At 67.5% G+C, this 26,552-nt stretch carries 26 protein-coding genes and 1 pseudogene; 21 read left to right on the forward strand and 6 right to left on the reverse strand.

The window, feature by feature from the left end:
- Positions 1-11: 11 nt before the first annotated feature.
- Entirely contained in the window at positions 12-2,441 is a 2,430-nt protein-coding gene (ponA2, locus tag AC5Y46_RS22375) for a transglycosylase/D,D-transpeptidase PonA2 (protein ID WP_499943361.1), read from the reverse strand.
- Between the two features lie 361 nt (positions 2,442-2,802).
- On the opposite strand from ponA2, the gene AC5Y46_RS22380 reads away from it, so the two are divergent.
- A complete protein-coding gene (locus AC5Y46_RS22380) occupies positions 2,803-3,153 on the forward strand; it encodes a WhiB family transcriptional regulator (RefSeq protein ID WP_499993104.1) in 351 nt (116 codons plus the stop codon).
- Positions 3,154-3,626: 473 nt separating this feature from the next.
- Here AC5Y46_RS22380 and bagB read toward each other — a convergent pair whose 3' ends face one another.
- Both bagB and bagA read right to left on the reverse strand, forming a co-directional pair.
- Positions 3,627-4,766 carry an ATPase BagB gene (gene bagB, locus AC5Y46_RS22385; protein WP_499943363.1) on the reverse strand — a complete coding sequence of 380 codons (1,140 nt, stop codon included), beginning with the start codon at positions 4,764-4,766 and terminating at the stop codon, positions 3,627-3,629.
- Positions 4,763-5,788 carry an ATPase BagA gene (gene bagA, locus AC5Y46_RS22390; protein WP_499993105.1) on the reverse strand — a complete coding sequence of 342 codons (1,026 nt, stop codon included), beginning with the start codon at positions 5,786-5,788 and terminating at the stop codon, positions 4,763-4,765. The genes bagB and bagA overlap by 4 nt, the downstream gene beginning before the upstream one ends.
- 52 nt (positions 5,789-5,840) lie before the next feature.
- Between bagA and sp36 the strand changes: the two genes are divergently transcribed.
- The 11 genes from sp36 (at position 5,841) to AC5Y46_RS22445 (ending at position 14,522) form a co-directional block, all read left to right on the forward strand.
- Positions 5,841-6,002: a Sp36 family protein gene (gene sp36 / locus AC5Y46_RS22395; protein ID WP_120794267.1), complete on the forward strand. Its 162-nt coding sequence runs from the start codon at positions 5,841-5,843 to the stop codon at positions 6,000-6,002.
- Positions 5,999-6,454, forward strand: coding sequence for a RidA family protein (locus tag AC5Y46_RS22400; RefSeq protein ID WP_499993107.1), 456 nt, complete (start codon positions 5,999-6,001; stop codon positions 6,452-6,454). The genes sp36 and AC5Y46_RS22400 overlap by 4 nt, the downstream gene beginning before the upstream one ends.
- Positions 6,455-6,459: 5 nt before the next feature.
- Positions 6,460-7,242, forward strand: a complete 783-nt coding sequence (locus tag AC5Y46_RS22405) for an MBL fold metallo-hydrolase (protein WP_499993109.1) — start codon at positions 6,460-6,462, stop codon at positions 7,240-7,242.
- A gap of 213 nt (positions 7,243-7,455) precedes the next feature.
- Entirely contained in the window at positions 7,456-8,796 is a 1,341-nt protein-coding gene (locus AC5Y46_RS22410; RefSeq protein WP_499993111.1) for a DUF2254 domain-containing protein, read from the forward strand.
- Positions 8,797-8,858: 62 nt separating this feature from the next.
- On the forward strand, positions 8,859-11,165 hold the full coding sequence (mbhE, locus tag AC5Y46_RS22415; protein WP_499993112.1) for a hydrogen gas-evolving membrane-bound hydrogenase subunit E: 2,307 nt from the start codon (positions 8,859-8,861) through the stop codon (positions 11,163-11,165).
- Entirely contained in the window at positions 11,165-11,644 is a 480-nt protein-coding gene (locus AC5Y46_RS22420) for an MnhB domain-containing protein (RefSeq protein WP_499993114.1), read from the forward strand. Before mbhE ends, AC5Y46_RS22420 begins: the two co-directional genes overlap by 1 nt.
- Complete coding sequence (locus AC5Y46_RS22425) at positions 11,641-12,027, forward strand: sodium:proton antiporter (RefSeq protein ID WP_499943370.1); 387 nt, start codon at positions 11,641-11,643, stop codon at positions 12,025-12,027. Before AC5Y46_RS22420 ends, AC5Y46_RS22425 begins: the two co-directional genes overlap by 4 nt.
- Positions 12,028-12,037: 10 nt before the next feature.
- The gene (locus AC5Y46_RS22430; RefSeq protein WP_499993115.1) at positions 12,038-13,423 is read left to right on the forward strand and encodes a complex I subunit 5 family protein; all 1,386 of its coding nucleotides are present in this window, start codon (positions 12,038-12,040) and stop codon (positions 13,421-13,423) included.
- A complete protein-coding gene (locus AC5Y46_RS22435) occupies positions 13,424-13,924 on the forward strand; it encodes a Na+/H+ antiporter subunit E (RefSeq protein WP_499993117.1) in 501 nt (166 codons plus the stop codon).
- A gap of 5 nt (positions 13,925-13,929) precedes the next feature.
- Complete coding sequence (locus AC5Y46_RS22440; protein ID WP_499943373.1) at positions 13,930-14,199, forward strand: monovalent cation/H+ antiporter complex subunit F; 270 nt, start codon at positions 13,930-13,932, stop codon at positions 14,197-14,199.
- Positions 14,196-14,522 carry a cation:proton antiporter gene (locus tag AC5Y46_RS22445; RefSeq protein WP_499993119.1) on the forward strand — a complete coding sequence of 109 codons (327 nt, stop codon included), beginning with the start codon at positions 14,196-14,198 and terminating at the stop codon, positions 14,520-14,522. The genes AC5Y46_RS22440 and AC5Y46_RS22445 overlap by 4 nt, the downstream gene beginning before the upstream one ends.
- 13 nt (positions 14,523-14,535) lie before the next feature.
- On the opposite strand, the gene AC5Y46_RS22450 is transcribed toward AC5Y46_RS22445, so the two are convergent.
- Both AC5Y46_RS22450 and AC5Y46_RS22455 read right to left on the reverse strand, forming a co-directional pair.
- The gene (locus tag AC5Y46_RS22450) at positions 14,536-15,171 is read right to left on the reverse strand and encodes a DedA family protein (RefSeq protein WP_499993121.1); all 636 of its coding nucleotides are present in this window, start codon (positions 15,169-15,171) and stop codon (positions 14,536-14,538) included.
- 15 nt (positions 15,172-15,186) lie between these two features.
- Positions 15,187-16,413, reverse strand: coding sequence for a TerC family protein (locus tag AC5Y46_RS22455; protein WP_499993122.1), 1,227 nt, complete (start codon positions 16,411-16,413; stop codon positions 15,187-15,189).
- 166 nt (positions 16,414-16,579) lie between these two features.
- On the opposite strand from AC5Y46_RS22455, the gene AC5Y46_RS22460 reads away from it, so the two are divergent.
- From AC5Y46_RS22460 to ureG, 9 genes and pseudogenes are all read left to right on the forward strand, one after another.
- Positions 16,580-17,092, forward strand: a complete 513-nt coding sequence (locus AC5Y46_RS22460) for a YflT domain-containing protein (RefSeq protein ID WP_499943376.1) — start codon at positions 16,580-16,582, stop codon at positions 17,090-17,092.
- A gap of 27 nt (positions 17,093-17,119) precedes the next feature.
- Positions 17,120-18,382 (forward strand): annotated as a pseudogene (locus tag AC5Y46_RS22465) (amidohydrolase); the annotation flags it as partial.
- A gap of 69 nt (positions 18,383-18,451) precedes the next feature.
- Entirely contained in the window at positions 18,452-20,824 is a 2,373-nt protein-coding gene (locus tag AC5Y46_RS22470) for a glycoside hydrolase family 65 protein (protein ID WP_499993152.1), read from the forward strand.
- A gap of 80 nt (positions 20,825-20,904) precedes the next feature.
- Complete coding sequence (locus AC5Y46_RS22475) at positions 20,905-21,207, forward strand: urease subunit gamma (protein WP_499943380.1); 303 nt, start codon at positions 20,905-20,907, stop codon at positions 21,205-21,207.
- 17 nt (positions 21,208-21,224) lie between these two features.
- On the forward strand, positions 21,225-21,815 hold the full coding sequence (gene ureB, locus AC5Y46_RS22480) for an urease subunit beta (RefSeq protein ID WP_499993125.1): 591 nt from the start codon (positions 21,225-21,227) through the stop codon (positions 21,813-21,815).
- On the forward strand, positions 21,808-23,517 hold the full coding sequence (locus tag AC5Y46_RS22485) for an urease subunit alpha (protein ID WP_499993127.1): 1,710 nt from the start codon (positions 21,808-21,810) through the stop codon (positions 23,515-23,517). Before ureB ends, AC5Y46_RS22485 begins: the two co-directional genes overlap by 8 nt.
- A gap of 1 nt (position 23,518) precedes the next feature.
- A complete protein-coding gene (locus AC5Y46_RS22490; protein ID WP_499993130.1) occupies positions 23,519-24,193 on the forward strand; it encodes an urease accessory protein UreF in 675 nt (224 codons plus the stop codon).
- Between the two features lie 16 nt (positions 24,194-24,209).
- Complete coding sequence (locus AC5Y46_RS22495) at positions 24,210-25,058, forward strand: urease accessory protein UreD (RefSeq protein ID WP_499993133.1); 849 nt, start codon at positions 24,210-24,212, stop codon at positions 25,056-25,058.
- Entirely contained in the window at positions 25,051-25,752 is a 702-nt protein-coding gene (gene ureG, locus AC5Y46_RS22500) for an urease accessory protein UreG (RefSeq protein ID WP_499993135.1), read from the forward strand. The genes AC5Y46_RS22495 and ureG overlap by 8 nt, the downstream gene beginning before the upstream one ends.
- A gap of 74 nt (positions 25,753-25,826) precedes the next feature.
- Here the strand turns inward: ureG and crp are convergent, their stop codons facing one another.
- Positions 25,827-26,501: a cAMP-activated global transcriptional regulator CRP gene (gene crp / locus AC5Y46_RS22505; protein WP_036362963.1), complete on the reverse strand. Its 675-nt coding sequence runs from the start codon at positions 26,499-26,501 to the stop codon at positions 25,827-25,829.
- Positions 26,502-26,552 lie beyond the last annotated feature (51 nt).

Here is a 26,552-nt window from a genome sequence, read left to right on the forward strand (position 1 = left end):
AGCGCACAGCTTTACGGCGGCGGCGGCGCCGCGGGCGGCGGCGGTGCCATCAGCGGAATGGTGATGGGCGGCAGGCCGGGGATCTCCACGACCTGGGATCCGACCACCTCCGGCGGCAGTCCCTCGGGCGGCGGCGGCGGCGGCGGCGGGATGCCGTTACTGATTTGGATCGTGATGATCGAACCCGGGATCGTCTGCCCGCTCGGCGACGTCCCGACCACCTCGCCGTACTTGGCGCCGCTGTTGACCGAGTTGGGTTGGTCGGCGACCTGGAAACCGGCGTCCTTCAGGCGCTGGCGCGCCTGGTCGACGTCGAGGCCGGCCACGCTGGGCACCCGCCCGGCGGGGGATCCGTCCATGTACCGCGGGTCGGTGGGCGGCAGGTGCACCTCACCGAAGTTGTTGGCGATCGGCTGCATCGCGGTGAACCAGGTGCGGGCGGGTTCGTTGCCCCCGTACAGATCGCCACTGCCGCAATGCCGCAGCGGACCCGAACACAGGTCGGTGGGGGAGGGGGAGTCGTCGTAGATGTAGTTCGCCGCTGCGTAACGGTTGGTGAATCCGACGAATCCCGAGGACCGGTGCGCCTCGGTGGTGCCCGTCTTGCCCGACATCGGCAGATTCCACCCGGCCGCACCGGCCGAGCCCGCCGCCGTGCCGCTACCGGTGGAGTCCTTGCTCATCGCGTTGGCCAGCGTGTTGGCCAGCCCTTCGGGCACCACCTGTTCGCAGGTCTCGGTGGTGACGGAGACCTCGTTGCCGTTGCGGTCGATCAGCTTGTCGATCGGGTTGGGCGGGCACCACATGCCACCGGAAGCCAGCGTCGCCGCGACGTTGGACAACTCCAGCGCATTGACCTCGATGGGGCCCAGCGTGAACGAGCCGATGTTCTGGCGTTTGACGAAGTCGGCCAGGCTCTCGTTGCTGTCGGGGTTGTAGTCGCGGGCCGTCCCCGGATTGGCGTAGGAACGCAGGCCGAGCTTGATCGCCATGTCGACGGCGCGGGACACCCCGATCTGCGAGATCAACTTGGCGAACGCGGTGTTGGGTGAGGTGGCCAGCGCGTCGGTCACGTTCATCGAGCCGCGGTAATTGCCGGCGTTGACCACACACCAGGTGTCCTTGGGACAGCCCTTGGCGCCGCCGCTACCGAGGCCCTTGGCCTGGAACCGGGGCGGGACGTCGAGGTTGGCGTTGATGCCCATGCCCATGTCCAGCGCGGCCGCGGTGGTGAAGAGCTTGAAGATCGACCCGGCGCCGTCACCGACCAGCGAAAACGGCTGCGGACGCATGGTCTCACCCGCCTCGGTGTCCAGCCCGTACTTGTGGTTGCTGGCCATCGCCACCACTTTGTGCGACGTCTTTCCCGGCAGGATCACGCTCATCACGCTGGAGATGCCGCTCAGCGTCGGGGGAGCGAATTTGTCGATGGACGCCTTCACCGGGATCTGCACGTCGGGATCCAGCGTGGTGCGGATCAGGTAGCCACCCCGGGCCACCTGTTCCTTGCTGATGCCGGCGCGCGACAGGTACTCCTGCACGTAGTCGCAGAAGAACCCCCGGTCGCCCGCGGCGATGCAGCCGCGCGGCAACTCGTTGGGTTGCGGCAGGATCCCCAGCGGCTGCGCCTTGGCCGCGCGCAGAGCGTCGGCCTCGTTGGGGATGTTCTCGATCATGGTGTCCAGCACCAGGTTTCGCCGGGCCAGCGCGCCCTCGGGGTTGGTGTAGGGGTTGAGTGCGCTGGTCGACTGCACCATGCCTGCCAGCAGTGCGGCCTGCTGCCAGTTCAGGTCGATGGCGTTGATGCCGAAGTAGGTCTGCGCGGCGTCCTGGATGCCGAACGAGTTGTTGCCGAACGACACCAGGTTCAGGTAGCGGGTCAGGATCTCGGGTTTGGTGAAGGTCTTGTCGAGCGTCAGCGCCATCCGGATCTCGCGCAGCTTGCGCGCCGGGGTGGTTTCCACGGCGGCGCGCTTCTCCGCATCGGTCTGCGCCGTGACCAGCAGTTGGTAGTTCTTGATGTATTGCTGCTCGATGGTCGAACCGCCGCGGGTCTCCACATCACCGGAGGCGTAGCCGGCCAGGCCGGTGAGCGTGCCTTTCCAGTCCACGCCGTTGTGGTCGGCGAACCGCTTGTCCTCGATGGACACGATCGCCAGCTTCATCGGGTTGGAGATCTTGTCCGAGGGCACTTCGAAGCGGCGCTGCGAATACAGCCAGGCGATGACGTTGCCTTTGGCGTCGACCATCGTCGAGACAGCCGGGACCTGACCCTCGAGCAGCTGCGCGGAGCCGTTGGCGACGACCTCGGAAGCCCGGTTGGACATCAACCCGACACCGCCGGCGAACGGGAACATCAGTGCGGTGGCCACCACGCTGGCGAGCACACAGAACCCAGCGAGCTTCAACAGCGTCAGTGGGACCGGGGGACGCTCGGACATGCGTACTACAGTAGCGACCTTCTGTCACGGCTCCGCGCCGCGCGGGCGGAAAAAGATTCTTTAGCAGGTGTTGAACAAGATTGCCACCCTTGGCGGCATCGAATTTGCGGCGACGTCACTGGTCAGAGGGCCATTACGGGACGGAGCCCAATCGTTCGGCCCGGCCCCTGGAAGGAAGACGGCACGGCCGTCCCAGAAAAAGCGTTATCGGACTGTTGCGTAATTGGCACCCGACCACCTAACTTATATACGCAGTGAGATTCAGGTAACAGCTGTAGGCGCAGTGTGGTTCAGACCGCATCATCGGCTGGTACCCGAGGAGGGCGGTCGGCAGCGACGGCCGGGAGGAAGGGATCAGCTCGTGTCAGGAACACGTCCGGGCGCTCGGCAGACGGGCCTCACGTCGACAGGGAACCTGCTGCGCAGCGTGGAAGCCGAGGACCGGATCGCCTGGGTCTCGCAGGCGTTGTGCCGGGCGACCGACCCCGACGAACTGTTCGTGCGCGGAGCCGCCCAACGCAAGGCCGCGGTGATCTGCCGGCACTGCCCGGTGATGCAGGAATGCGGCGCGGATGCGCTGGACAACAAGGTCGAGTTCGGCGTGTGGGGCGGAATGACCGAGCGTCAGCGCCGGGCTCTGCTCAAGCAGCACCCCGAGGTGGTGTCCTGGTCGGACTACTTCGACAAGCGCAAGCGCCGCGGGGCCATCTGATCCGCCCGCAGGCTGGCGCTGTGCGCCTTCCTCATTGCATTATTGTTACAGCTTAGCTGCCCAAACTACCGGGCCGTCGTTGTTTGTCCTGGTCAGGGGCGTTTTGGCGGTTCAGGCCCGGAGTGTGGGGCCCGTCATTCGTTGAACCGGCGTCGAATAAGCCCCGTAGCCCCCGTATCGCCGCAGGTGGCACCGATATCCGATCGCCCTGGCGCCAAGATCTGCCGGGCGGCGGAGTCGGGCGGTTGAGCGCGCTCCCGGTGGGGTGCGAACGTCCGTCAAAGCCGACGTGAAGCACCGGTCGGGCCTCGGATACATCATTACTTTTTTGTTACAGCTTAGCCGAGCGTACAATGGCGCCGGTTTCGTTTGCGCAGGTCAAGCGCGTATTGAGGGTTACGCGTGGGACAGATGATCACTGCCGCCATTGAATCAGCGTCAAATAACGGGCAACGCGGGGGTGAACCAGGTGGTTACGCGACCGACGTGATCTGGTCGGCGAGGGCACGGAGCGCCTCGAGGTCGGAGACGTCGAAGGGCAGCGACGGCACCCCGATGACCGGCACGTGCGGGTTGGCGCCGGTGAACCGGGACAGCAGCCGGACCTCCCGTTTGGCCGTCTGCGCCCGATCGGCGTGAATCTGCAGCACGGCCGCCGCCAACGACGCTTCCTCGGATCCGTCGCCGTCCAGTTTCTCCACGGCGTCGATCGCCCGTTCCGCCGGCAACGAGCACAGCGTGGGGTGGGTGCGGTTCAGCACCAGACCCGCCAACGGCATCCCCTCCTGGGACAGCCGGTCGACGAAGAAGGACGCTTCGCGCAGCGCGTCGGGTTCGGCGGCCGAGACCACCACGAACTGGGTGCCGCGCCGCTTCAACAATGCGTAGGTACGGTCGGCCTTCTCACGGAAGCCGCCGAACGTCGCGTCCAGGGACTGCACGAACGCGGCCGCGTCCCCCAACATCTGCGAGCCCAGAATGGTGGACATCGCTTTCATCGCCAGGCCCATAGCCCCGGTCACCAGCCGGCCCAGACCCCGGCCGGGCGCGAGCAGCAACCGCCACAGGCGACTGTCCATAAAACTGCCCAGACGTTTGGGCGCGTCCAGGAAGTCCAGTGCGTTGCGCGACGGTGGGGTGTCCACCACCACCAGATCCCAACGGTCCTGGGCCAACAGCTGCCCCAGTTTCTCCATGGCCATGTACTCTTGCGTGCCGGCCAGCGAGGTGGCGACCGTCTGGTAGAACTGGTTGTCCAAAATCGACTGTGCCCGAGCCGATCCCGAGTACTGGATCACCATTTCGTCGAACGTGCGACGCATGTCGAGCATCATCGCGTGCAACTCGCCGGGCACCTCCGGTGCCAGCGGCACGCGCTGCGGCGTATTGCCAAGATCGTTGACGCCCAACGCCTGCGCGAGCCGCTTCGCCGGGTCGATCGTCAAAACGACTACGGTGCGGCCATATTCGGCCGCGCGCAGTGCGATGGCCGCCGCCGTGGTGGTCTTGCCGACGCCGCCGGCGCCGCAACACACCACCACCCGATTGGACGTATCGGCCAGAATCGCCGACATGTCAAGGGTTTCCGGCTTATGCGGGTGTGGCGTGGTCATCGAACCCCTTGCTGTGCAAGCGCTTCCGAGAGCTCGTACAAACTGCCCAGGTCGACGCCGTCGGAAATGGTCGGCAATTCCAGTCTCGGCACCTGCAACGCGTCGAGTTGCTGCGCGGTCTCGCTGCGCGCGGCGATGCGGGTGGCGTGTTCGATCGTCTCGGTCAGCAGCCCCGCGAAGTCGGCGTCCTCGAGCTCGATGCCGGCGGCCGTCAGACCGGAGCGCACCGAGTCCGCGTCCACCACGCCCTCGGCGGCCTTGGCCAGGTCACCCGGATCGAGGTAAGCCGGGATGTTGCGGTTCACGATCACGCTGCCGATCGGCAGTTGCATCTCGGCGAGTTCCTCGATGGCTTCCAGGGTTTCCTGCACCGGCAACGCCTCTAGCAGCGTGACCAGGTGGATCGCGGTCTGGTCGGAGTGCAGGATCTTCACCACGCCTTCGGCCTGCGAGTGCACCGGCCCACCCTTGGCCAGATCCGACACCGCCTTCGTGACGTCGAGAAAGCGCGCGATGCGCCCGGTGGGGGGCGCGTCGACGACGATGGCGTCATAGACGAAGTTCTTGGCCCCTTTGTCCGTGCGGATCACCGTCTCCTTGATCTTGCCGGTGAGCAGCACGTCGCGCAGGCCCGGCGCGATCGTCGTCGCGAACTCGATGGCTCCGATCCGGCGCATCGCCCGCCCGGCGATGCCGAGGTTGTAGAACATGTCCAGGTATTCCAGGAATGCGGCCTCGAGCTCGATCGCCAAGGCATTGACCTGCCCGCCGCGCTCGGCGGTAGCGATCTTGACTTCCTGGTAGGGCAGCGGGGGAACGTCGAACAGTTGCGCAATCCCTTGGCGCCCTTCGACTTCCACCAGCAAAACCTTGCGACCGCCCGCGGCCAGCGTCAGCGCCAGCGCCGCCGCGATCGTCGATTTCCCGGTGCCGCCCTTGCCGGTGACGAAATGCAGGCGGGCCTTCGACAGCCGCGACGGCCACCCGACGGAGCTACCGCCGCTCGATGTGTTTGCCACCATCGCATGCTAGCCCGACCGGTTCCACCCCAGTCCGACGGATAAGCTCGCGATCATGACCCAACCCACCACATGGGAATACGCGACGATTCCGCTGCTCACCCACGCCACCAAGCAGATCCTCGACCAGTGGGGCGCCGACGGTTGGGAGTTGGTAGCGGTGCTGCCCGGACCCACCGGCGAGCAGCACGTCGCCTACCTCAAACGCCCGAAGTGAGCGTCCGGGCCCGGTTGGAGGAACTGGGCATAACGCTGCCGCAGGTGGTCGCGCCGCTGGCGGCCTACGTGCCCGCGGTGCGCACCGGCAACCTCGTCTACACCGCGGGCCAGCTGCCGTTGGTGGACGGCAAATTGGCCGTCACCGGCCAGGTCGGCGCCGGCGTCGCCCCGGACGTGGCCAAGTCGCTGGCACGGATCTGCGCGCTCAACGCGCTGGCCGCGGTGGATTCGCTGGTCGGGCTGGATTCGGTGACCCAGGTGGTCAAGGTGGTGGGGTTCGTTGCCTCCGCCCCGGAATTCCGCGGACAGCCGGGAGTGGTCAACGGGGCCTCCGAACTACTCGGAGAAGTGTTCGGCGACAACGGAAAACACGCACGCTCGGCCGTCGGCGTGGCCGAGTTGCCGCTGGGCGCTCCGGTGGAGGTGGAGCTGATCGTGGAGGTCGGTTAGCGGCCGTGCCCGAGGGTCTGACGCATCCCGCCTACGGTGAACTACGACCGGTCACCGAGACCGTGTCGGTCCTGCTGGCCGACAACCCCGGCCTGATGACGCTGGAAGGCACCAACACCTGGGTGTTGCGCGGCCCGCGCAGTGACGAACTGGTGATCGTCGACCCCGGACCCGACGACGACGAACACATCGCGCGGGTGGCCGCACTGGGGCGGATCTGTCTGGTGTTGATCAGTCACCGGCACCCGGACCACACCGACGGCATCGACAAGCTGGTCGAGCTGACCGGGGCGACGGTGCGCTCGGCGGGCAGCGGATTCTTGCGCGGCCTCGGTGGCCACCTGATCGACGGCGAGGTGATCGACGCCGCCGGCCTGAAGATCAAGGTGATGGCCACGCCCGGGCACACCGCCGACTCGCTGTCGTTCGTCCTGGACGATGCGGTGTTGACCGCCGACACGGTGCTGGGTCGCGGCACCACGGTGATGGACCACGAAGACGGCAACCTGACCGACTATCTGGAGTCGCTGCACCGGCTGCGCGGACTCGGGCACCGGGCGGTGCTGCCCGGGCACGGACCGGAACTGCCGGATCTGGACGCGGTCACCGACGAATACCTGGCGCACCGCCACGAGCGGTTGGAACAGGTGCGTTCGGCGCTGCGTGAGCTCGGCGACGACGCTGGCGCCCGTCAGATCGTCGAACACGTCTATACCGACGTCGACGAGAAGCTGTGGGACGCCGCCGAATGGTCGGTGCAGGTGCAGCTCGACTATCTGCGCGGCTAGAGCGAGACCGCTCAGGTTTCGCCGCACCACGGCTTCGGTGTGAATGGTGGGCGTTGGTTGTGAAGCGACGGCTTTCGGCGTGAGCCCACGGTGGGAAAATCGGCGAAATCCCGCCCAGGCGTCACGCGCAAAGCCCAGGATTCACGCGCAAAGCCCAGGATTCACGCAAGAGTCCAGCGGCCGGACTCGCCGACGAGGCCATAGGGTTCTGCCATGAGGCGACGTGTCGAACCCACACCGGCGCTGCGAATCGCCACCGGGCGGTATCACTTCCGGGAGAGTTTGTTCGCGTTGCCCACGCTGGTGGTGCTGGCCGGCGGCGTCGCAGCCGAGACGGTCGCATACGTCGACGGGGCGCTGGGCGTCGGCACGCGACTGCCGTTGACGGTCGAGATGAACACCAACGCCGCGACCTGGCTGCTCAGTACGGTCGCCGGCGCGATGATCACCACCGCCGGGGTGGTGTTCTCGTTGACGGTGGTGAGCCTGCAACTGGCCAGCAGCCAGTTCTCCCCGCGCGTGATGCGGTCGTTCATCCGAAACCGCCTCAGCCAGACGGTGATCGGCATGCTGGTCGCGACGTTCGTGTTCTGCGTGCTGGTGCTGCGTCACGTCAACGGGGACGCCAACGCCAGCGCCCCGCGGATCTCCATGACGATCGCGATCGTGTTGACCGTGACGACGGTGCTGCTGATCATCGCCTACCTGAACCGGCTGGCCCACGGGTTGCAGGTCGGCGAGGTGGTCCGGTCGATCGCCGCCGAAGCCGACGACATCATCGAAGCGATCAAGCGCCAGACCCGCGGCGAGACGATCCTGCAGACCCCGCATCCGCCCGCACCCGAAGAACGGCTGTACGTGCGGGCGCTGTCGGACGGCTGGGTCACACAGGCGCCGAGCAAACACATCCTGAGCGCAATCCCGCCGTCGACGGTGGTGCGGCTGGAGACCCGCACCGGCGCCTACATCCACCGCGGCGAGATCCTCATGACGGTGTGGCCGATGCCGGACGTTCCGGAGCGGGTGACGAGCAAGCTCTTGGCGACCGTGGAGATCGCAGACGTGCGGACGATGCAGCAGGACATCGACTTCGGGATCCGGCAGCTGGTCGACATAGCACTGCGGGCGCTCAGTTCGGCGATCAACGACCCGACGACGGCAACCGAGGTGGTACTGCGGCTGGGCAGCATGATGCGCACGTTGTTGGGTTCGGACCTGCCGTCGGCGGCGGTGTGCGGGTCCGACGAGCGCGTCCTGCTACGCCCCTGGGACCTGTCCCCGGACGAGTACATCGCGCACGCTTTCACCCAGATCCGCCAGACCGGGACGACTCAACCCCGTGTCGTGGCCACCCTGTTGCGGGTCTTGCGCATGCTGATCGACCACGCCCAGACGATCGGGCGCGAGCAGCACCTTCCCGCGCTGCGCCGACAGATCGAACTGCTGATGGAGTCGATGGCGGGCGCGCCGGGCCTGCTCCCGGCCGACCTGGACCGCCTGCGCGCCATCGCCGACGAGTCGCGCGCCGACCCTGCCGAACACGGCACCAACTGAAGGTGCGCCGGTGCCGGGGCATACGTTGGTGTGCGGACACAGCACGCCGATGAGGAGTCTTAGTGGCCGAATCCCCCAACGTCGAAGCGCTCGGCGTCGAGTCGTGCCGACCGTTGCGGACGGATTGGCAGGGCTGGGCGTCGGCCGCGTTTGCGCTGGTCGGCTTCGGGGTGTGTCTGGCGGCATGGCTCGCCGGCGGCGGGTCGGTCACCCTGCCCTGGGTGCCCAGCCTGCACATGCAGCTGAGCTTCTCCTACGACGGCCTGGCCGCGCTGTACTCGCTGCTGGCCTGCGGGGTCGGCGCCCTGGTGTTCTGCTACGGCACCGGCTACCTGTCCCTGCACCTGGAACATCATCACCGTCCGGCGCGGGAGCGGTGGCGGTTCTGGCCCTGGATGGTGCTCTTCGCGGTGTCGATGGTGGGGGTCGCGACGGCGCAGGACCTGGTGCTGCTGTTCGTGTTCTTCGACATCACCGCCGTCTGCTCCTATTTCCTGATCGGCTTCGACAAAGACGAGCAGACCGCCCGCCGGGCGGCGCTGATGGCGCTGCTGGTGACCGTGGCCAGCGCGGTGGCCCTGCTGATCGCCGCCGTGCTGCTGTACGCGCGCTACCAGACGTTCTCGCTGCCTGAGTTGCTCGAACGGATCGACTCGGGACCGACGACGACGGCTGCCGCGGCGCTGCTCGCGGTGGCGGCGCTGGCCAAGAGCGCGCAGGTGCCGCTGCATTTCTGGCTGCCCAAGGCGATGGCCGCGCCGACGCCGGTCTCGGCGTACCTGCATTCGGCGGCCATGGTCGCTGCCGGTGTGCTGGTGCTGGGCCGGGTGCACCCGCTGCTGGCCCACAGCCGGGCCGTGCTCGATGCCGTGCTCGTCGTCGGAATCGCCTCCATCGTCATCGGCGGGATCGGCGCACTGGGCCAGGACGTGCTCAAACAGGTGCTGGCCTACTCGACGATCTCCCAGTACGGCTACGTGGTGATGCTGTACGGCATCGGTGGCGGGGCAGCGGCGGGCGCCGCGGCGTTCTACGTGCTGGCGCACGGTGTGGCCAAGAGCGCCCTGTTCATGACCGCGGGCGCGGCGACGATGGCGACCGGGGAGGACAGGTTGTCCCGCCTCGGTGGGCTGGGCCGACGCAGGCCGGTGCTGGCGGTGGCTGCCGCGCTGGCCGCGGCCAACCTGGCCGGACTGCCGCTGACCGCCGGATTCTTCAAAGACGAGCTGTACTTCGAGGCGGCCGCGGGTGCCGGACGGGTGCTGACCGGGTGCGCGGTGCTGGCCGCCGCCCTGACGCTGGCCTATATCGGACGTTTCTGGGTGCTGCTGTTCCTGGGGACGACGCGTGCGCAGACCCGTCCGACTCCACACACCCTGACCTGGCCGATCGTGGTGCTGGCCGGAGTCGGCGTCGCCGCGGGTCTGATTCCGGGGCTGTTCAGTGGTCTCGCGGCCGACGCGGCAAGCGTGACCAGCGCGACGAAAGTGAGTCTGGCGCCGGGCTACCACTTCGACGCCCGTCCGGGAAACCTGATGGCGCTGAGCGCCTGGACGCTGGCTGCGGGCCTGCTGGCGCTGCCGCGCCTTCGGGAGGCGCTGGCCCGCACGTGGACGCGGGTGGGCGGGCGCCTCGGGCCGCTGCGGATCTATACCCGCAGCCTGCGCGCCTTGTCCCGGCTTTCCTCGGCGATACACAGCCTGGAAGTTCGTGACCTGCGTACCAGCGTCGCGGCGGTGCTCGTCCCGGCGGGGGTCTTGACCGGGATCGCCTTCGCCGTCACCCCGATCAAGGGTGCCTACGACATCGGCCGGGTGGGCGACGTGGACTGGCTGATCCTGCCGCTGCTGGCTCTGGTCATCATCGCGACGCTGGCTGTCGCACGGGCCTCGGCCCGGGTCGGCATGGTGTTGGCGCTGTCGGTGGTCGGTTTCGGGCTGGCCGCGGTGTACGCGCTGTTCGGTGCGCCCGATATCGCCTTGGTGGCCGTGGTGGTCGAGACGATGATCACCCTCGTCTTCATCGGCGCCCTGGCACGGTTGCCGCGCTCGGGGACTGCCGAGGAACTCGAAGTGCGCGCAGGTGGACAGCACGCGGGCGAGACCCGGCGACGCCAGCGCAACGTGGCCGCCGGTGGCCTGGCCGGCCTGGCGGCGTTCGTCACCATCTGGGGTTTCCTGTCCGCGCCCAGCGCGGCACCGAGCGTGTCCGAGGAATACCTGCGTCGAACGCCCAGTGCCCACGGCCAGGACGCTGTAACGGTGATCATCACTGACTTCCGCGGCCTGGACACGCTGGCCGAAATCACCGTGCTGCTGGTCGCCGTCGTCGGCGTGGCCGCGCTGCTACGCAGGGGCAAGCTGTGGTGATGCGACGGGACCTGGTGTTGCGGGTCGTGTCGGGCGTGCTGCTGGGGCCGAGCCTGATGGTGGCCGGCGCGCTGATCGTCAAGGGATATCGGGACACCGGCGACGGATTCGGTGCCGGCGTCGTCGTCGCGCTCGCGCTCGCGCTGCGCTACATCAGTCTGGGCGCGCGGGCCGCCGAGCGGACCTTGCCGATTCTGCGGTACTCGCCGTGGCTGGCCGTCGGCGGTCTGTTGTTGTCGCTGGCCGTCGGTTTCTTTCCGTTGCTGTACGGCGAGCCGCTGTTCAGCCACCTACCTCCGCCGGGTGAGCCCGTGGTGCACTTCGGCTCGCTCGAATTGTTCACCCCGCTGCTGTTCGACGTGGGGATATTTCTGCTGGTCATCGGTGTGCTGACGATGTTGCTGCATCAACTCGCCGACCCGGAGAACCAGATCGACGATGCCCCCGAGGGGCGCACCGAGAACGGGGAAACCGCGTGAACCTCGCGTTTGCGGTCACCGCCGCAGTGTTGTTCGGTGCGGGCGCCTATCTGCTGCTGCAGCACGACCTGATCCGCATCGCGGTGGGCGTCGCCCTCATCTCGCAGTGCGCCGTCGTCGCGCTGATCGGATCCAGCATGTCGCGGGGACGGGCACCGATCGGGCCGGGATCCGGCGGGCCGGTCAGTGACCCGGTGCCCCAGGCGCTGGTGCTGACCGCACTGGTCATCGGCCTGGCCACGCTGGCGCTGCTGCTGGCGTTGGTGCACCGCGTCGTGGAGGTCTTCGGCACCGCGCAGCGCAGCGAGCTCGCGGCCCAGGAGACCGAACACGAGCAAAGCCTGCGGCGTGACGAGCAGCTGGATCGAAACGAGATGACGTGATGGCCTCGTGATGGCCTTGTCTCTGGCGCTGCTGATCCCGTGGGCGGCCGGCGCGCTGCTGATCGCGCTCGACGGTCGACGTCCCCTCGTTGCCTGGTCGAGCGTGGCGGTGCTGGGCGCGTCGCTGGCGGCGGTCGCCGTCCTCACCGCGCAAGTGGTGTCCCGGGGTCCCCAGCAAGTGGTCACCGGGGGGTGGCCGGCCGGCATCGGCATCGTGCTGCGCGCCGACGCGCTGGGCGTCGTCTTCGCGCTGGTGTCGATCGTGGTGCTGCTCGCGGCGATGACCAACGAAGCCGTCAAGGGGGTGCGGACGCGAATGTTCCCCGGCCTGGTGGTGCTGCTCACCGCCGGGTTGAACGGGCTGTTTCTCACCGCGGACGTGTTCAACTTCTACGTTTTCTTCGAGATCGCGATGACGGCGTCGTACGCGCTGACCACCTACGGTCAACGTCCGCGACAGTTGCGGGCGGCGCTGATCTTCGCCTCCGTCAACCTGCTGGGCTCATTCGTGTTCTTGGTGTCGGTGGCCGGCACCTACCGGATCACCGGCGCGCTGGCTATGGCCGATGTCGCCGCGCGGATCCACGCGGTCGGGGCCAACGCCGCAATGCTGGTCGCAGTCGGGTTCTTCGTCGCGTTCAGTGTCAAACTCGGCCTGTTCCCGTTCCATTTCTGGCTGCCGACGGTCTATGCCGGCACCCGTCCCGTCGTCGCCGCCATCCTCAGTGGCGCGGTGGCCAACATCGGCAGCTATGGCCTGCTGCGATTCGGCGCCGGATTGTTCGCCGACGAGCTACGGTTCGCCGCGACCGCGCTGGTGCTGCTCGGCGTCGCCTCGATCCTGTACGGCGGTGTGCTCGCGGTATCCCGCGGCGACGACGCCGAGACGCTGGCGTACTCGGCCATCGGGCAGGTTGGGTACGTGCTCGTCGCGCTGAGTGTCGGAGGTCCGATCGGACTGTCCGCGGCCGTGGTGTACAGCGTCGTCAACGCGCTGAACAAAGGTCTGCTGTTCCTGGCGGCGGAGCTACGCGGACCCCTGGTGGCAGGCGCCTTCGCGATCGGTGCGTTCAGCGTCGCCGGCGTGCCCCCGGCCGCCGGCTTCATCGGCAAGCTGGAGCTGTTCCGGGCCGCGATCGCGGTGCACAACCCCGCGCTGGTGGTGGTGTTGGTGGTCGGCAGCGTGTTGTCGCTGATCTACATGTTCCAGATCTATCAGCGCAAGTTCTGGTGCGCTCCGGAAACCGTCGACGTCGACACCCCCGACGTCAGCCCGCTGGCGCCGCGGGTAATCGTGACGGTGTTCGCGGGGCTGGTCCTGTCCATCGGGTTGTGGGCTGAGCCTTTACTGGTGCTCAGCCAGGACGCCGCCAACGTGCTCACCGGGAGGTTGTAGATGATTGCGGTCTTGGGCCGGGTGGCGACGTTGACCACCGTCTACCTGCTGGCACTGACCAGCCTCAAACCGGCCGACATCATCGTCGCGCTGGTGTTCTCGGCACTGATCGTCGGACTCAGTGCCGCCTTCCGGCGCGGCGAAACTCACCCCGAACCGCCACCGGGCACGTCGGCCGTGGGCCGCCTCGCCGGACTGCCCGCACTCATCTTCTTCACACTGATCGACATGTGCCGCGGCAGTTGGCAGGTGGCCGGATGTTGCCTGGGACTGCGGTCGATGGCGCCCGGCGTGGTGTCCATACCGATCGAACCGACCACCGCGAGCTCGGCTGCGGTCTGGGCGATCCGGGTCGGGTTGGCGCCGGACAGCGTCGTCGTCGACGTCGACGCGCGGAAAGGTGAATTGCTGCTGCATGTCCTGGACGCAAGCGACCCGGACGCCGTCCGAGGCGCCCAACTCGACTCCTACCGGCGCGCTCAGCGCCGCGTGTTCCCGTAACCGCCATGATGAAATTGCTATTGATCGTCGCGCTGGCATGGAACACCCTGCTGCTCGTGGCTGGCGGGTTGGTGCTGCTGCGGGCCCGCGACGTGGTCCAGCGGGTCCTGGCGCTGGATCTGCTGGCCGCGCTGGTGGTGTCGCTGCTCGCGTTGCTGTGCTACTACCACCACCAGCCCTTTTATCTGGACGCGGCGGTGGCGCTGGCGCTGCTGTCCTTCGTCGCGACCGTCGCGGCGGCCCGCTACCTGGGTTCGGGAGGGCCGTTCGAGTGATCTCTGTGGTGTTGGACGTCCTGGGCGTGGTGTTGCTGATCACCGGTCTGGTGCTGCTTACCATCAGCGTCGTCGGCGTGCTGCGCCTGCCCGACACGAACAGTCAGCTGCACGCACAGGGACTGGCCACCGGTCCCGGGGTGATCGCCGTACTGGCGTCTTCCATCGGCACCGAGAACGCCACCATCATCACCTTCGCGGTGCTGGGCATCGCCTTCATGGTGTTGAGCTCGCCGTCATCCGGCCACGCCATCGCCAAGACGGTGCGCCGCAGAAATGACGACGCCCGCGGCGCGCACGACGACCCGGCAGCAGACGAGTGATCGGGACGCGAGGCTAGGAGCCGACACGGCCGTCGGCGCCGGGCACCTGCTGCTCGCGGCGCGAATGGCGTTGGTGCAACCATCTGAGCAGCTCGGCCAGCCCCGCCACGGCCAGCGCCACGGCGAACGACATCGCGAACGCCAACAGCGGTCGGTCGTCGAATGCGTGCCCGCCGGCGAAACCGATCATCGTGTTCACCGTCGCCCACAGCACCGAGCCGATCGCGTCGAACACCAGGAACTGTCGATAAGGGAAACCCAGCACCCCGCAGGCGACGGTGGTCGCGGTGCGGCCGCCGGGGATGAACCGCGCGGCGATCACCAGCGGTCCGCCGTGCCGCTCCAGTTCGCGGTGCGCCCAGTCCAGGCGGCGCCGTCCCCGCTCGCCGCCGGCGAGCCAGCGGCGGGCCCGATCCTCGGCGGAGTGACCGATCCAGTAGGCGATGTTGTCGCCGGCAAAGCCGCCCAGGGCCGCCATCACGATCACCCAGCCCAGCATCATCGACCCGTCCGCGGCCAGGATCCCGCCGGTGAGCAGCACGGTCTCGCTCGGCAGGATCGGCAGTACCGCGTCGAACGTGCAGAAGCCGAAAATCAGGGGATAGGCCCACCAGGAGTGACCGAGCGCCTCGAGCAACGAATCAAGCAAGGTCGGCTGCCTTCATCAGGTCAAGCCTTTGCGGGTGAACTGCTGGGCTTCGCCGCGTTCGACGGCCTCGTCGTGTCGAGCCGCGGCCCGGTCCAGCAGCTCGATCAGCGCCGGCTCGCCGCGGACCTGTTCGCGGTACTTCGGTCCGAGTGCCAGGATCTGATCGCGCTCGCCGAGCAACTTGCCGAAGATCCGTTCGCGTTCGGCGGGATCGTGGGTGTATTCGGAATCGAGATAGGCCGTGGCGTGCCGCCGGGCGTTGGCGATCGCGGTCGTCGCCTTACCGTCGCGGCTGAGCAACGAGGCCACCACGGTGACGATTAGAACACCGATGATCACCGTCAGCGAGGTGGAGGTGCTGAATTCCACGACCGGCACCGGCTCGCCGTCGTTGACGAACGGGACATTGTTTTCGTGCAGGGCGTGCAGGATCAGTTTGACCCCGATGAAGCCGAGGATCGCCGCCAGCCCGTAGGAGAGGTAGACCAGCCGGTCCAGCAGACCGTCGAGCAGGAAGTACAACTGACGCAGGCCGAGCAGCGAAAACGCCGTGGCGGTGAATACGATGTACACGTCCTGGGTGAGGCCGAAGATGGCGGGGATCGAGTCGAGCGCGAAGAGGATGTCGGTGCCGCCGATGGCCACCATGACCAGCAACATCGGGGTCATCGCGCGCTTGCCGTCAACCACGGTGAACAATCTGTCGCCGTCGTAGTGCTCGGTGGTGTGCATCACCTTCTTGGCCAACCGCACCACGAAGTTGTCGGCCCGGCGGGAATCGTCGTCGTCGTCCGACCTCAGCACCCCGCCGGCGGTGAGCAACAGGATCAACCCGAACAGGTAGAAGACCCACGCGAACGCGTTGATCAGCGCGGCACCGACGAAGATGAAGCCGGTACGAGCGATGAGCGCGAAGACGATCCCGAAGAGCAGCACTTTCTGCTGGTCCTCCCGGGGGACGCGGAAGCTGGCGATGATCACCAGGAAGACGAAGAGGTTGTCCACGGACAACGCCTTCTCGGTCAGATAACCCGCGAAGTACTCCGAGCCGGGCCGGCTACCGCCGGACATCAGCACCCCAACCCCGAACAGCAAGGCGATGCCGACGTAGGCGGCCGACCAGATCGCCGCCTCCCGCAGCGTCGGGACATGTGCTTTGCGGACGTGGAAGACGAAGTCGAAAGCCAGCAGACCCGCGATAGCGACGACGGTCAGGGCCCACACCCAATCCGGGACGTTCATTTGATATCCATCGCCCTTCTCCGATCGAACTTCCTCGCCTCCTGTACCCGCTCTCGGCCACCAGTGACCCCTGCCGGGCGTGCGGGGCAGGAGTTTGGCAGACCCGATTCGGTCAATACGTCCCTGCGACCACATGAAGAATCCAGATTCGACGCGGGAGACAAAGATGGCCAATCCCACCCATGTGAGCGATGAGCAAACGTCGGGCGACCCGTCCGGCGGGCGTCAGGTGATCGCGACATTCGAGAACTACATCGATGCCCAGCTACTGGTGGACCGGATGTCCGACGGCGGCTTCCCGGTGCAGTATGTGCGCATCATCGGCGACGGCGTCCGCACCGTCGAACACGTGACCGGGCGGATGACCAAGGGCAAAGCCGCACTCTACGGCGCGGGCAGCGGGGCCTGGTTCGGGGTGCTGATCGGTCTGCTGTTCGCGATCTTCACGGTCGGGCCGCTGTGGCTCTGGGTGCTGCTGACCGCGATGATCATCGGCGCGTTCTGGGGTGCGGTGTTCGGATTCGTGGCGCACTGGTCGACGCGGGGCCGACGCGACTTCTCCAGCATTCAGACGTTGGAAGCGCAGCGCTACGACGTGTGCGTGACCGGGAACCACGCCGCCGAGGCGGCGCGCTACGTCCAGAGCGTGCCTGCGGTGCCGGGCAACGCCGGCCGCTGAGACTCAGGGCACGCGACGGGAGCCGGCATGTCCGGATGGTCGCGGCGTCGGGTGCTCGGCGGCGCGGGCCTGCTCGCCGCGGCCACGGTGCTGCCCGGCTGCGGAACGCGGCACGGCGACCCGGGCAGCAGTCCGGGCCGGGGCGGTGCGCCGACCGGGCAGCCGTCGCTGTCCCCGGCCAAGCTCGGCGCCGCGACGAACGGGATCACCGAGGTCCAGGGCTGGCAGGAGGAGTTCTTTAAGGACCTGCACCGCCATCCTGATCTCTGGGGTCAAGAGGCCAGGACCGCGGCAAAGGTCACCGGCAAACTGCACGAGATCGGCGTCGACGACGTCCTGCAGATCGGCGGGGGTGTCGTCGGCGTCATCCGCAACGGCACAGGCCGACGCGTGTTGTTCCGCGCCGACATGGATGCGCTGCCCGTGACGGAGGCCACGGGGCTGGACTACGCATCGCTGGAGCCGGGAAAGATGCACGCCTGCGGCCACGACGCGCACGTGGCGTCGGCGCTCGGCGCGGCGGCCCTGCTGGTCAGGAACAAGCGCGAATGGTCCGGCACCTACCTGGCGCTGTTCCAGCCCGGAGAAGAGGCCGGTAAAGGCGCCCAGGCGATGGTCGACGACGGCCTGGTGGACAAGCTCGACGCGGTCCGGCCCGACGTCTGCCTGGCCCAGCACGTGTTGACCGCACCCGAAGCGGGGCACGTCGCCACCCGCTCCGGTATCGCCCTGTCGGCCGGGGAGAGTCTCAAGGTGACCGTCTTCGGTGAGGGATCCCACGGCTCGATGCCGGAACTGGGGGTCGATCCGGCGGTGCTGGCCTCGGCGATCGTGTTGAGGTTGCAAGGCATCGTGTCGCGGGAGATCGCGCCGAGTGAGTTCGGTGTCGTCACCGTCGGCTCGGTCAAGGTCGGCGACTCGCCCAACGTCATCAGCGACCGTGCCGAGCTGTTGCTCAATGTCCGCGCCTACGACAACGCGGTGCGAGACAAGATCATGGCGGCCATCGAGCGCATCGTCCGCGGTGAGTGCCAGGCGTCCGGCTCGCCGACCGAACCGGTATTCGAAACGCTGGCCACCTTCCCGCCGACGGTGAACGACCCGAAGGTCACCGAGACGGTGACCAACGCTTTCACCCAGGCGTTCGGGACCGACCGGGTGCACGAGCTCCAACCCGTCCCCGCCTCAGAGGATTTCAGTCGCATCCCGGATGCGTTCGGCGTGCCCTATACGTTCTGGGGCAACGGCGGATTCCTGCCCGGGATGACGATCGTGGGCAATCACAATCCGCGCTTCGCGCCGGCGCTGCAACCGACGCTCGCACCGGCACCGAAGCGGCCATCGCGGCCACGCTGGCCTATGTCGCATAAGATCGTTGTGGTGAGCCCGAATTTGGAAGAACACGGATTTCACGTCGCTCCGTGGGAATTGCGTTGGTGCGGACTGGATTTGGAGCGTCTGGCCGACACCGAGTCCATCTTTGCGCTGTCCAACGGCAACATAGGCCTGCGTGCCACCCTGGATGAGGGAGAGCCGGTCGGTACACCGGGAACCTATCTGAACGGCTTCTACGAGAAGCGTGAATTGCCTTATCCCGAAGGCGGATACGGGTATCCCGAGGACGGGCAGACCGTGGTCAACGTGACCGACGGGAAGATCATCAGGTTGTTCGTCCAGGACTCACCGATGGACATGCGGTACAGCCGGGCAGTCGAGCACGAGCATGTCCTGGACTTCCGCACCGGAACCCTGCGGCGCAATACGGTCTGGACGTCTCCGACGGGACGCTCGGTGCGGATCCGCTCCGAGCGTCTGGTGTCGTTCACCCAGCGCGCCGTCGCCGCAATCCGGTACGAGGTGGAGCCGCTGGACGCCGACCTGGACCTGGTCGTGCAGTCCGACCTGCTGGCCAACGAGACGGTGCCCACCGGCGGCCGGGACCCGCGCCTGGCCGCGGCGCTGGACAATCCGCTGGTCGCCGATTTCGCGACGGCACAAGACCTTTCGGCGGTCCTGGTGCACCACACCCGGCGCTCTGGGCTCGGGGTGGCCGCGGGGATGGACCATGAACTCGCCACGAGGTCCGGCGCCGACTGCAGCATCCGCGCGGAGCAAGATCTGGCCCGGTTGACCATCGCCGTCGACGTGGCCAAAGGCGACGTGCTGCGGTTGACGAAATTCGTCGCCTACGGATGGTCGAGCCGGCGTTCCGTGCCCGCGCTCCGGGCGCAGGTGGACGCCGCGCTGGCCCAAGCCCGAGAGACGGGCTGGGACAACCTGGTTGCCCGCCAGCGCGACTACCTCGATGCGTTCTGGTCGCACGCCGACATCGAAATCGACGGGAATCCCGAACTGCAGCAAGCGATCCGGTTCGCACTCTTTCAGGTACTGCAAGCCGGCGCGCGTGGTGAGAGCCGGCCGATTCCGGCGAAGGGTCTGACCGGGCCGGGGTACGACGGGCACTCTTTCTGGGACACGGAGATGTTCGTGCTGCCCATGCTGACCCACACGATGCCCGACGCGGCGGCCGACGCGCTGCACTGGCGGCACTCCACCCTGGCCAAGGCCAAGCGGCGCGCCCGGGAACTGAGTCAGGACGGGGCGATGTTCCCGTGGCGGACCATCGACGGAGAGGAGTGCTCGGCGTATTGGCCCGCCGGCACGGCGGGTGTGCACGTCAACGCCGACATCGCCTATGCCACAGCGCAATACCTCGCGGCTACGGCCGACACCGAATTCGAGGAAGACTGCGGTGTGGAGCTTCTGGTGGAAACCGCCCGGCTGTGGGCGAGCCTGGGCCACCGCAACGCAGACGGCCAGTTCCGCATCGACGGTGTCACCGGACCGTGCGAATACTCCGCGCTGGCCGACAACAATCTGTTCACCAATCTGATGGCGCAGCAGAATCTTCGCGATGCCGCCGCGGCTTGTCGGCGTCGTCCCGATGTGGCCGCACGGCTCGAGGTTGCCGACGCCGAGACCGCCGACTGGCGGGACTACGCCGACCACATGACACTGCCGTACAACCCTGAGCTGGGCGTGCACGAGCAAGCCGAAAACTTCACCCACCAAGCGGTTTGGGACTTTGCGGGGACACCGCCCGCGGACTATCCGCTGCTGTTGCGCTATCCGTACTTCGAGTTGTACCGCAAGCAGGTCGTCAAGCAGGCCGACGTCACGCTGGCCATGTACGTGCGTGGCGACGCGTTCACCGCAGCGGAGAAGTCACGCAACTTTCACTACTACGAGGCGTTGACCGTCCGGGATTCGTCGCTGTCGGCCTGCGCCCAGGCGATACTGGCCGCCGAAGTCGGTCACTTGCAGCTTGCCTTCGACTATCTGGCCGAGACGGCGTTCATCGACCTGCACAATCTGCATGACAACGTGTCGAGCGGCTTGCACATCGCCGCGCTCGGCGGGGCGTGGCTGGCCTGTGTGGCCGGTTTCGGCGGGATGCGCCGGCACGGTGAAGAATTGGCGTTCGCGCCGCGGCTGCTCCCGGCCCTGAGCCGGTTGGCGTTCCGCATCTTGTGGCGTGGCCGCTGCATCGCGGTGGAGGCGACCGCTGGGCACGCCACCTACCGGCTGCGCTCGGGTGAGCCGGTCTCACTCACCCATCACGGGGAGCCGTTCACCCTCGGTGACCAGGACGTGACCCTGCCCGTCCCGCCGCCACCGGATGTGGCGCAGGTGCGGTTCCCCGAGGGTCGCGCACCGCACCGACACGGCTAACTCGAGCCGCATTTCCGGGGGTTTGGGCGACGGATCGGCGGGTAAGCCTCGGACACCGCTGCCGACCAAGGGTGGATCCGATGTTCTTGACGGTCAAAGAGAAGGAACGCCTCCTCATTCACACCGCTGCAGAAGTGGCGCACAAGCGTCGCGAGCGCGGCCTGAAATTGAATCTGCCGGAAGCCACCGCGGTGCTCACCCAGTTCGTGCTCGAGGGCGCGCGCGACGGCCGCACCAAAGCGGACCTGCAGGATGCCGCGCGCAGCGTGTTGAAACGCGAAGACGTGATGGACGGAGTCGCCGAGATGCTGCAGGAACTCGACATCGAGGCGACCTTTCCCGACGGCACCAAGTTGATCACGGTCCCCCAACCGATTCACTGACCTCGGAAGGTCGCATCATGAGCCGGCTCACCGACAAGATCAAAGACACCGTCACCAACCGGATGCAGCGGGCCGGTGACTCCACCGGGCTGTTGGGTGCGGCCAGCAAAGCCTTCGCCGTCGGGCAGCGGGTGTCTGCGCGGAACCCCAAGCTGGAGACGGCGGTCGGTTCGGTGCAGCGGCACGCGCCACCGTTGAGTCGCAAGCGCGCCGGATCGGGCGAGACGTTCCCGATGGGGTCGGGCAAGGGGCCGCTTGGCAGGGTGCAGCTGGGGCCGGATGCGAGCATGACGCCGTCGGCTCCCGGCGCCATCCTGTTCGCCGACGACCCGGTGGCGATCAACGTCGGCTGCGAGGTGACGACGGTGAAGGTGGTCAACACCGGCGACCGGCCGATATCGGTGGGATCGCACTTCCACTTCGCCGAGGCCAACCCCGCGCTGGAGTTCGACCGTCAGGCGGCCTGGGGCAAGCGGCAGAACATCATCTCCGGCGGGTTGACCCGGTTCGACCCGGGCATCACCCAGAAAATCGAGTTGATTCCCTTCGGGGGCCAGCGCATCGCGGCCGGTTTCCGCGGCGAGTGCAAGGGGCCCCTCGATGGCTGACATCCAGCGCCAGCTGTATGTGTCGATGCTCGGCCCCACCACGGGTGACCGGTTACGGCTGGCCGATACCGACCTGTTCATCGAGATCGAAGAGGACCGCTGCGTCGGGGGCGACGAGGTGGTGTTCGGAGGCGGTAAATCCGGGCGCGAGTCCCAGGGCCAATCGCACACTCCGCGGGCACAGGGCACGCCTGACCTGGTGATCACCAACGTGGTCGTGCTGGACCACTGGGGCATCGTCAAGGCCGACGTCGGGATCCGCGACGGGCGGTTCGCCGCCATCGGCAAGTCCGGAAACCCCGACATCATGGACGGCGTCCACCCCGACCTGGTGATCGGCCCGTCCACCGAGATCATGAACGGTACCGGGCTGATCATGACGGCCGGTGCGATCGACACCCACGTGCACTTCGTGTCCCCGGACATGTGCGAGGTGGCGCTGCAGGCCGGCATCACCACGCTGGTGGGCGGCGGGACCGGACCGACCGACGGCGGCAAGGCGACCCTGGCCACCCCCGGCGCCTGGTGGCTGGCGCGAATGCTGGAGGGGTTCGACCCGTGGCCGGTCAACGTGTTGTTCCTGGGCCGTGGCACCACGATCTCCGAGGAAGCGCTGTGGGAGCAGCTGCGCGGCGGCGCGGCGGGGTTCAAGGTGCACGAGGACTGGGGCGCCACCCCCGCGGTGATCGACACCGCGCTGCGCGTCGCCGATGCGGCGGGGGTGCAGGTCGCGATTCACAGTGACACGCTCAACGAGGCGGGCTTCGTCGAGGACCTGATGCGCACCGTGGCGGGACGAAGCTTCCACAGCTACCACACCGAGGGCGCCGGCGGGGGTCACGCCCCCGACATCATCCGGATCGCCGGCGAGCCCAATGTGTTGCCGGCATCGACCACCCCGACCCGCCCGTTCACCGTCAACACCGTCGACGAGCAACTCGACATGGTGCTGGTGGCCCACCAACTGAATCCGAAGGTCCCTGCGGAGTTGCAGTTCGCCGAGAGCCGGGTACGTGCCGGAACCATCGCTGCCGAGGACATCCTGCAAGACCTGGGCGCCATCTCGGCGATGTCCTCGGACGCACAGGCCATGGGCCGCCTCGGCGAGACCGTGATACGCACCTGGCAGACCGCCCACGCCATGAAGAATCTTCGTGGCCCGCTCAGTTCCGGCGAACGCGCGGACAACGACCGGGTCCGGCGCTATGTCGCCAAGTACACCATCTGTCCGGCGCTGATTCACGGCCTCGACGACGAGATCGGGTCCATAGCGCCGGGAAAATTGGCCGATTTCGTGTTGTGGGTACCGGCCATGTTCGGGGTCAAACCCACCGCGGTCTTCAAGGGCGGTATGGCGGCGCTGGCGATGCTGGGCGATCCCAGCGCGTCGGTGCCTACGCCGCAGCCGGAGTTGCCGCGGCTCGGCTACAACGCGTTCACCAAGGCGGCGGCAGCCACCAGCGTCGCGTTCGTCTCAGCCGCGGCCGTGGAGGACGGACTGGCCGACCGGCTCAACGTGGACCGCCCGCTTGTGGCGGTGAAGAACATGCGCGATTTGAGTAAAGCGGACCTACCGCTCAACGACGCGCTGCCGCGCATCGAGGTCAACCCCGACACGTTCGAAGTGCGGATCGACGGTGAACCGGCGGATCATCCGCCGCTGACCGAATTGCCCATGACCCAGCGCTACTTCCTGTACTGACATGCCCGGGATGCCGGTTGCGCTGTTGCTGCTCTCCGACGGGCGGTTGCCGGCCGGCGGTTACGCGCACTCCGGCGGGATCGAAGCCACCGTGCGGGCCGGACGCGTCTTCGACCCGGGTAGCCTGCGGGACTTCCTGCGGGGCCGCGCTGCGACGTCGGGAGCCGTCGCCGCCGCGTTCGCGGCCGCGGCATGCCGGGCCGCTGCGTCGGACGACGAAGAGCTTTTGGCTGCCCTGGATGTCGAACTCGACGCCCGGACACCGTCCCCGGCCTTGCGGACGGTCTCTCGTACCCTCGGGCGTCAATTGCAGCGCGCGATGGGCACGATCCGCCCGGACCCTCGCCTGGACGGTCTGGGTCGACGGCCGCATCAACCGATCGTGTTGGGCGTTGCCGCAACGGTATTCGAGCTCGACGCGCGGCAGGCCGCCATGGCCGCACTCTACGAGAGCGTCGCCGGGCCTGCCACGGCCGCCGTCCGGCTGGTCAGCCTCGACCCACTCGAAGTCCATGCCGTGCTGGCCGGCCTGATGCCCGAACTCGACGTCCTGGCCGTCGCCGCGGCCGAGCACGCCGAAACCCCCGTCGAGGAGTTACCGGCATATGCGGCGCCGTTGCTCGACGTGGCCGCCGAACAGCACACTCGGCAGGAGGCACGGTTGTTTGCCTCCTGAAACCACACCCGGTGAGATGCGTGCGCACGCACGGCTGGCCACCGCGGCCACGGCCGGAAGCGACGGCCGGCCCGTCAGCCACGTGACGGCGTTGCGCTCGCAGGCTCCGCTGCTGCTGCGGCTCACCAACCCGAAAGAGCCGGATCCGTGGGCCGATGCCCTACGGGCGCCGGCTCGGGTCAGCATGGCGGCCGGTGCCGCGGGACCCGTTGGCGGCGACCAACTCACGCTCGACGTCGACGTCGGCGCCGACAGTGCCCTGGTGCTGTGCGACATATCTCCCACGTTGCTGCTGCCCGGACCGCGTGGCCACCCGTCGCGCACCACCGCCCGGGTCCGGGTGGGCGAGGGCGCGACGCTGGTCTGGCTGCCCGAACCGTTGATCGCCGCCGCGAACTGCAGGCACCACAACGACATTCGAGTCGAACTTGCGTCCACCGCTCGACTGCTGATGCGCGAAGAACTCATCCTCGGCCGCCACGGTGAACAACCCGGCACCATCGGTCAACGGCTGAGCATCCGGCGCGACGGCCGGCCGCTGTATCGGCAGGACCTGCACATCGGCCCGGACGCGGCGGGCTGGAACAGCGCGGCCGTCGCCGCCACGCATCGAGCGGTCGGGTCCGTCGTTCTGGTTGAGCCGCAACGGATCTGGTCAGACAGAGGCTCTGTGCTGACCGATGCTGCCGCCGCGCTGCCGCTGGCCGGTCCGGGGATGCTCATCACCGCACTCGCCGACGACAACCTCGAGCTGAGGGAGGCGATGACCGCAGGGCTCTCCGAACTCGGAACTTGGTGGTGCGGCACCGCACTCGAAGCCGAAAGTCGTATCCCCACCACCGAACAGGAGCCCAGAAGTGCATGAACACCAACATCTTTCGCAGCACGGACGACGAGCGCTGCGGTTGGGGGTGGCCGGACCCGTCGGGACCGGCAAGAGTTCGCTGATCGCCACCCTGTGCCGAAACCTGTCCAGCGAATACCGTTTCGGGGTCGTCACCAACGACATCTACACCGATGAGGACGCGCGTTTCCTACGCGCGCAAGGCATCCTGCCGGCCGAACGCATCCGCGCGGTGGAGACCGGGGCCTGCCCGCACACCGCCATCCGAGACGACATCACCATGAACCTGCTCGCCGTCGAAGATCTCGAGCACGACTTCGGCCCGCTCGACATGGTGCTGATCGAGAGCGGCGGCGACAATCTCACCGCCACCTTCTCACCCGGCCTCGTCGACGCTCAGATCTTCGTTCTCGACGTGGCCGGCGGAGGTGACGTGGCGCGCAAAGGTGGACCCGGCATCGCGCGGGCGGACTTGCTGGTGATCAACAAGATCGATCTGGCTTCGCATGTCGATGTCGACGTCGTGGAGATGCTGAACGACGCGCGCAACGCCCGCAGCGGTGCGCCGGTGCTGCCGGTGTCCCGCAAACAGCAGACCACCGTGGACGCCCTGTGCGACTGGGTTCGTCGGCTACACGCCAGATACAACGCCGGCGCGCACCAGCCCGTCGACCCCGGACCGATGGCACCGCACAGCCACAGTCACCACCACTAGCGCGAACAGACGCAAAAGCACCCATTTTCGGCCGAAAATGGGTGCTTTTGCGTCTTCTCGCGCTTACCTCGCGCCTACCGCGCGCGGCGGGCCAGGCGCTCGGAGTCGGAGATCAGCACGCTCTTGCCCTCCAGGCGGATCCAGCCGCGGTGGGCGAAGTCGGCCAGCGCCTTGTTCACGGTCTCCCGGGAAGCGCCCACCAGCTGAGCGATCTCCTCCTGCGTGAGGTCGTGGGTGACCCGCATCGCGCCGCCCTCCTGGGTGCCGAACCGCTGCGCCAACTGCAGCAGCTGCTTGGCCACCCGGCCGGGCACGTCGGTGAAGATCAGGTCGGCCAGGTTGTTGTTGGTGCGGCGAAGCCGGCGCGCCAACACGCGCAACAGTTGCTCGGCGATCTCCGGACGGTCGGCGATCCACGCCCGCAGCGCGTCGCGGTCCATCGACACCGCCCGCACCTCGGTGATCGTCGTCGCGCTCGACGTCCGGGGGCCCGGGTCGAAGATCGACAGCTCGCCGAACATGTCCGACGGGCCCATGATGGTCAGCAGGTTTTCCCGGCCGTCCGGGGAGCGGCGACCGATCTTCACTTTGCCGGCGACGATGATGTACAGCCGGTCGCCCGGCTCGCCTTCAGCGAAAACCGTGTGTCCACGGGGGAAATCAACGGGCTGCAGTTGCTTGGTCAACGCAGCGACGGCGCTGGGCTCAACCCCCTGGAAGATTCCTGCCCTTGCCAGGATCTCGTCCACGTTTCCTCTTCTTGCTTCTTCAGGTGCTCACGAATTACTTACGGGCAGGCC

This window comes from Mycobacterium sp. NGS59 (genome assembly GCF_059812345.1).

Bases quoted from the DNA above. Each gene is read 5' to 3' on its own strand.
- AC5Y46_RS22490 (WP_499993130.1), top strand. From the start codon at position 23,519: ATGCCCGGGATGCCGGTTGCGCTGTTGCTGCTCTCCGACGGGCGGTTG.
- AC5Y46_RS22435 (WP_499993117.1), top strand. From the start codon at position 13,424: ATGATTGCGGTCTTGGGCCGGGTGGCGACGTTGACCACCGTCTACCTG.
- bagB (WP_499943363.1), bottom strand. From the start codon at position 4,766: ATGACCACGCCACACCCGCATAAGCCGGAAACCCTTGACATGTCGGCG.
- AC5Y46_RS22460 (WP_499943376.1), top strand. From the start codon at position 16,580: ATGGCCAATCCCACCCATGTGAGCGATGAGCAAACGTCGGGCGACCCG.
- bagA (WP_499993105.1), bottom strand. From the start codon at position 5,788: ATGGTGGCAAACACATCGAGCGGCGGTAGCTCCGTCGGGTGGCCGTCG.
- AC5Y46_RS22475 (WP_499943380.1), top strand. From the start codon at position 20,905: ATGTTCTTGACGGTCAAAGAGAAGGAACGCCTCCTCATTCACACCGCT.
- AC5Y46_RS22485 (WP_499993127.1), top strand. From the start codon at position 21,808: ATGGCTGACATCCAGCGCCAGCTGTATGTGTCGATGCTCGGCCCCACC.
- AC5Y46_RS22440 (WP_499943373.1), top strand. From the start codon at position 13,930: ATGATGAAATTGCTATTGATCGTCGCGCTGGCATGGAACACCCTGCTG.
- AC5Y46_RS22495 (WP_499993133.1), top strand. From the start codon at position 24,210: ATGCGTGCGCACGCACGGCTGGCCACCGCGGCCACGGCCGGAAGCGAC.
- AC5Y46_RS22470 (WP_499993152.1), top strand. From the start codon at position 18,452: ATGTCGCATAAGATCGTTGTGGTGAGCCCGAATTTGGAAGAACACGGA.
- ureB (WP_499993125.1), top strand. From the start codon at position 21,225: ATGAGCCGGCTCACCGACAAGATCAAAGACACCGTCACCAACCGGATG.
- AC5Y46_RS22430 (WP_499993115.1), top strand. From the start codon at position 12,038: ATGGCCTTGTCTCTGGCGCTGCTGATCCCGTGGGCGGCCGGCGCGCTG.
- ponA2 (WP_499943361.1), bottom strand. From the start codon at position 2,441: ATGTCCGAGCGTCCCCCGGTCCCACTGACGCTGTTGAAGCTCGCTGGG.
- sp36 (WP_120794267.1), top strand. From the start codon at position 5,841: ATGACCCAACCCACCACATGGGAATACGCGACGATTCCGCTGCTCACC.
- AC5Y46_RS22410 (WP_499993111.1), top strand. From the start codon at position 7,456: ATGAGGCGACGTGTCGAACCCACACCGGCGCTGCGAATCGCCACCGGG.
- AC5Y46_RS22420 (WP_499993114.1), top strand. From the start codon at position 11,165: ATGCGACGGGACCTGGTGTTGCGGGTCGTGTCGGGCGTGCTGCTGGGG.
- AC5Y46_RS22455 (WP_499993122.1), bottom strand. From the start codon at position 16,413: ATGAACGTCCCGGATTGGGTGTGGGCCCTGACCGTCGTCGCTATCGCG.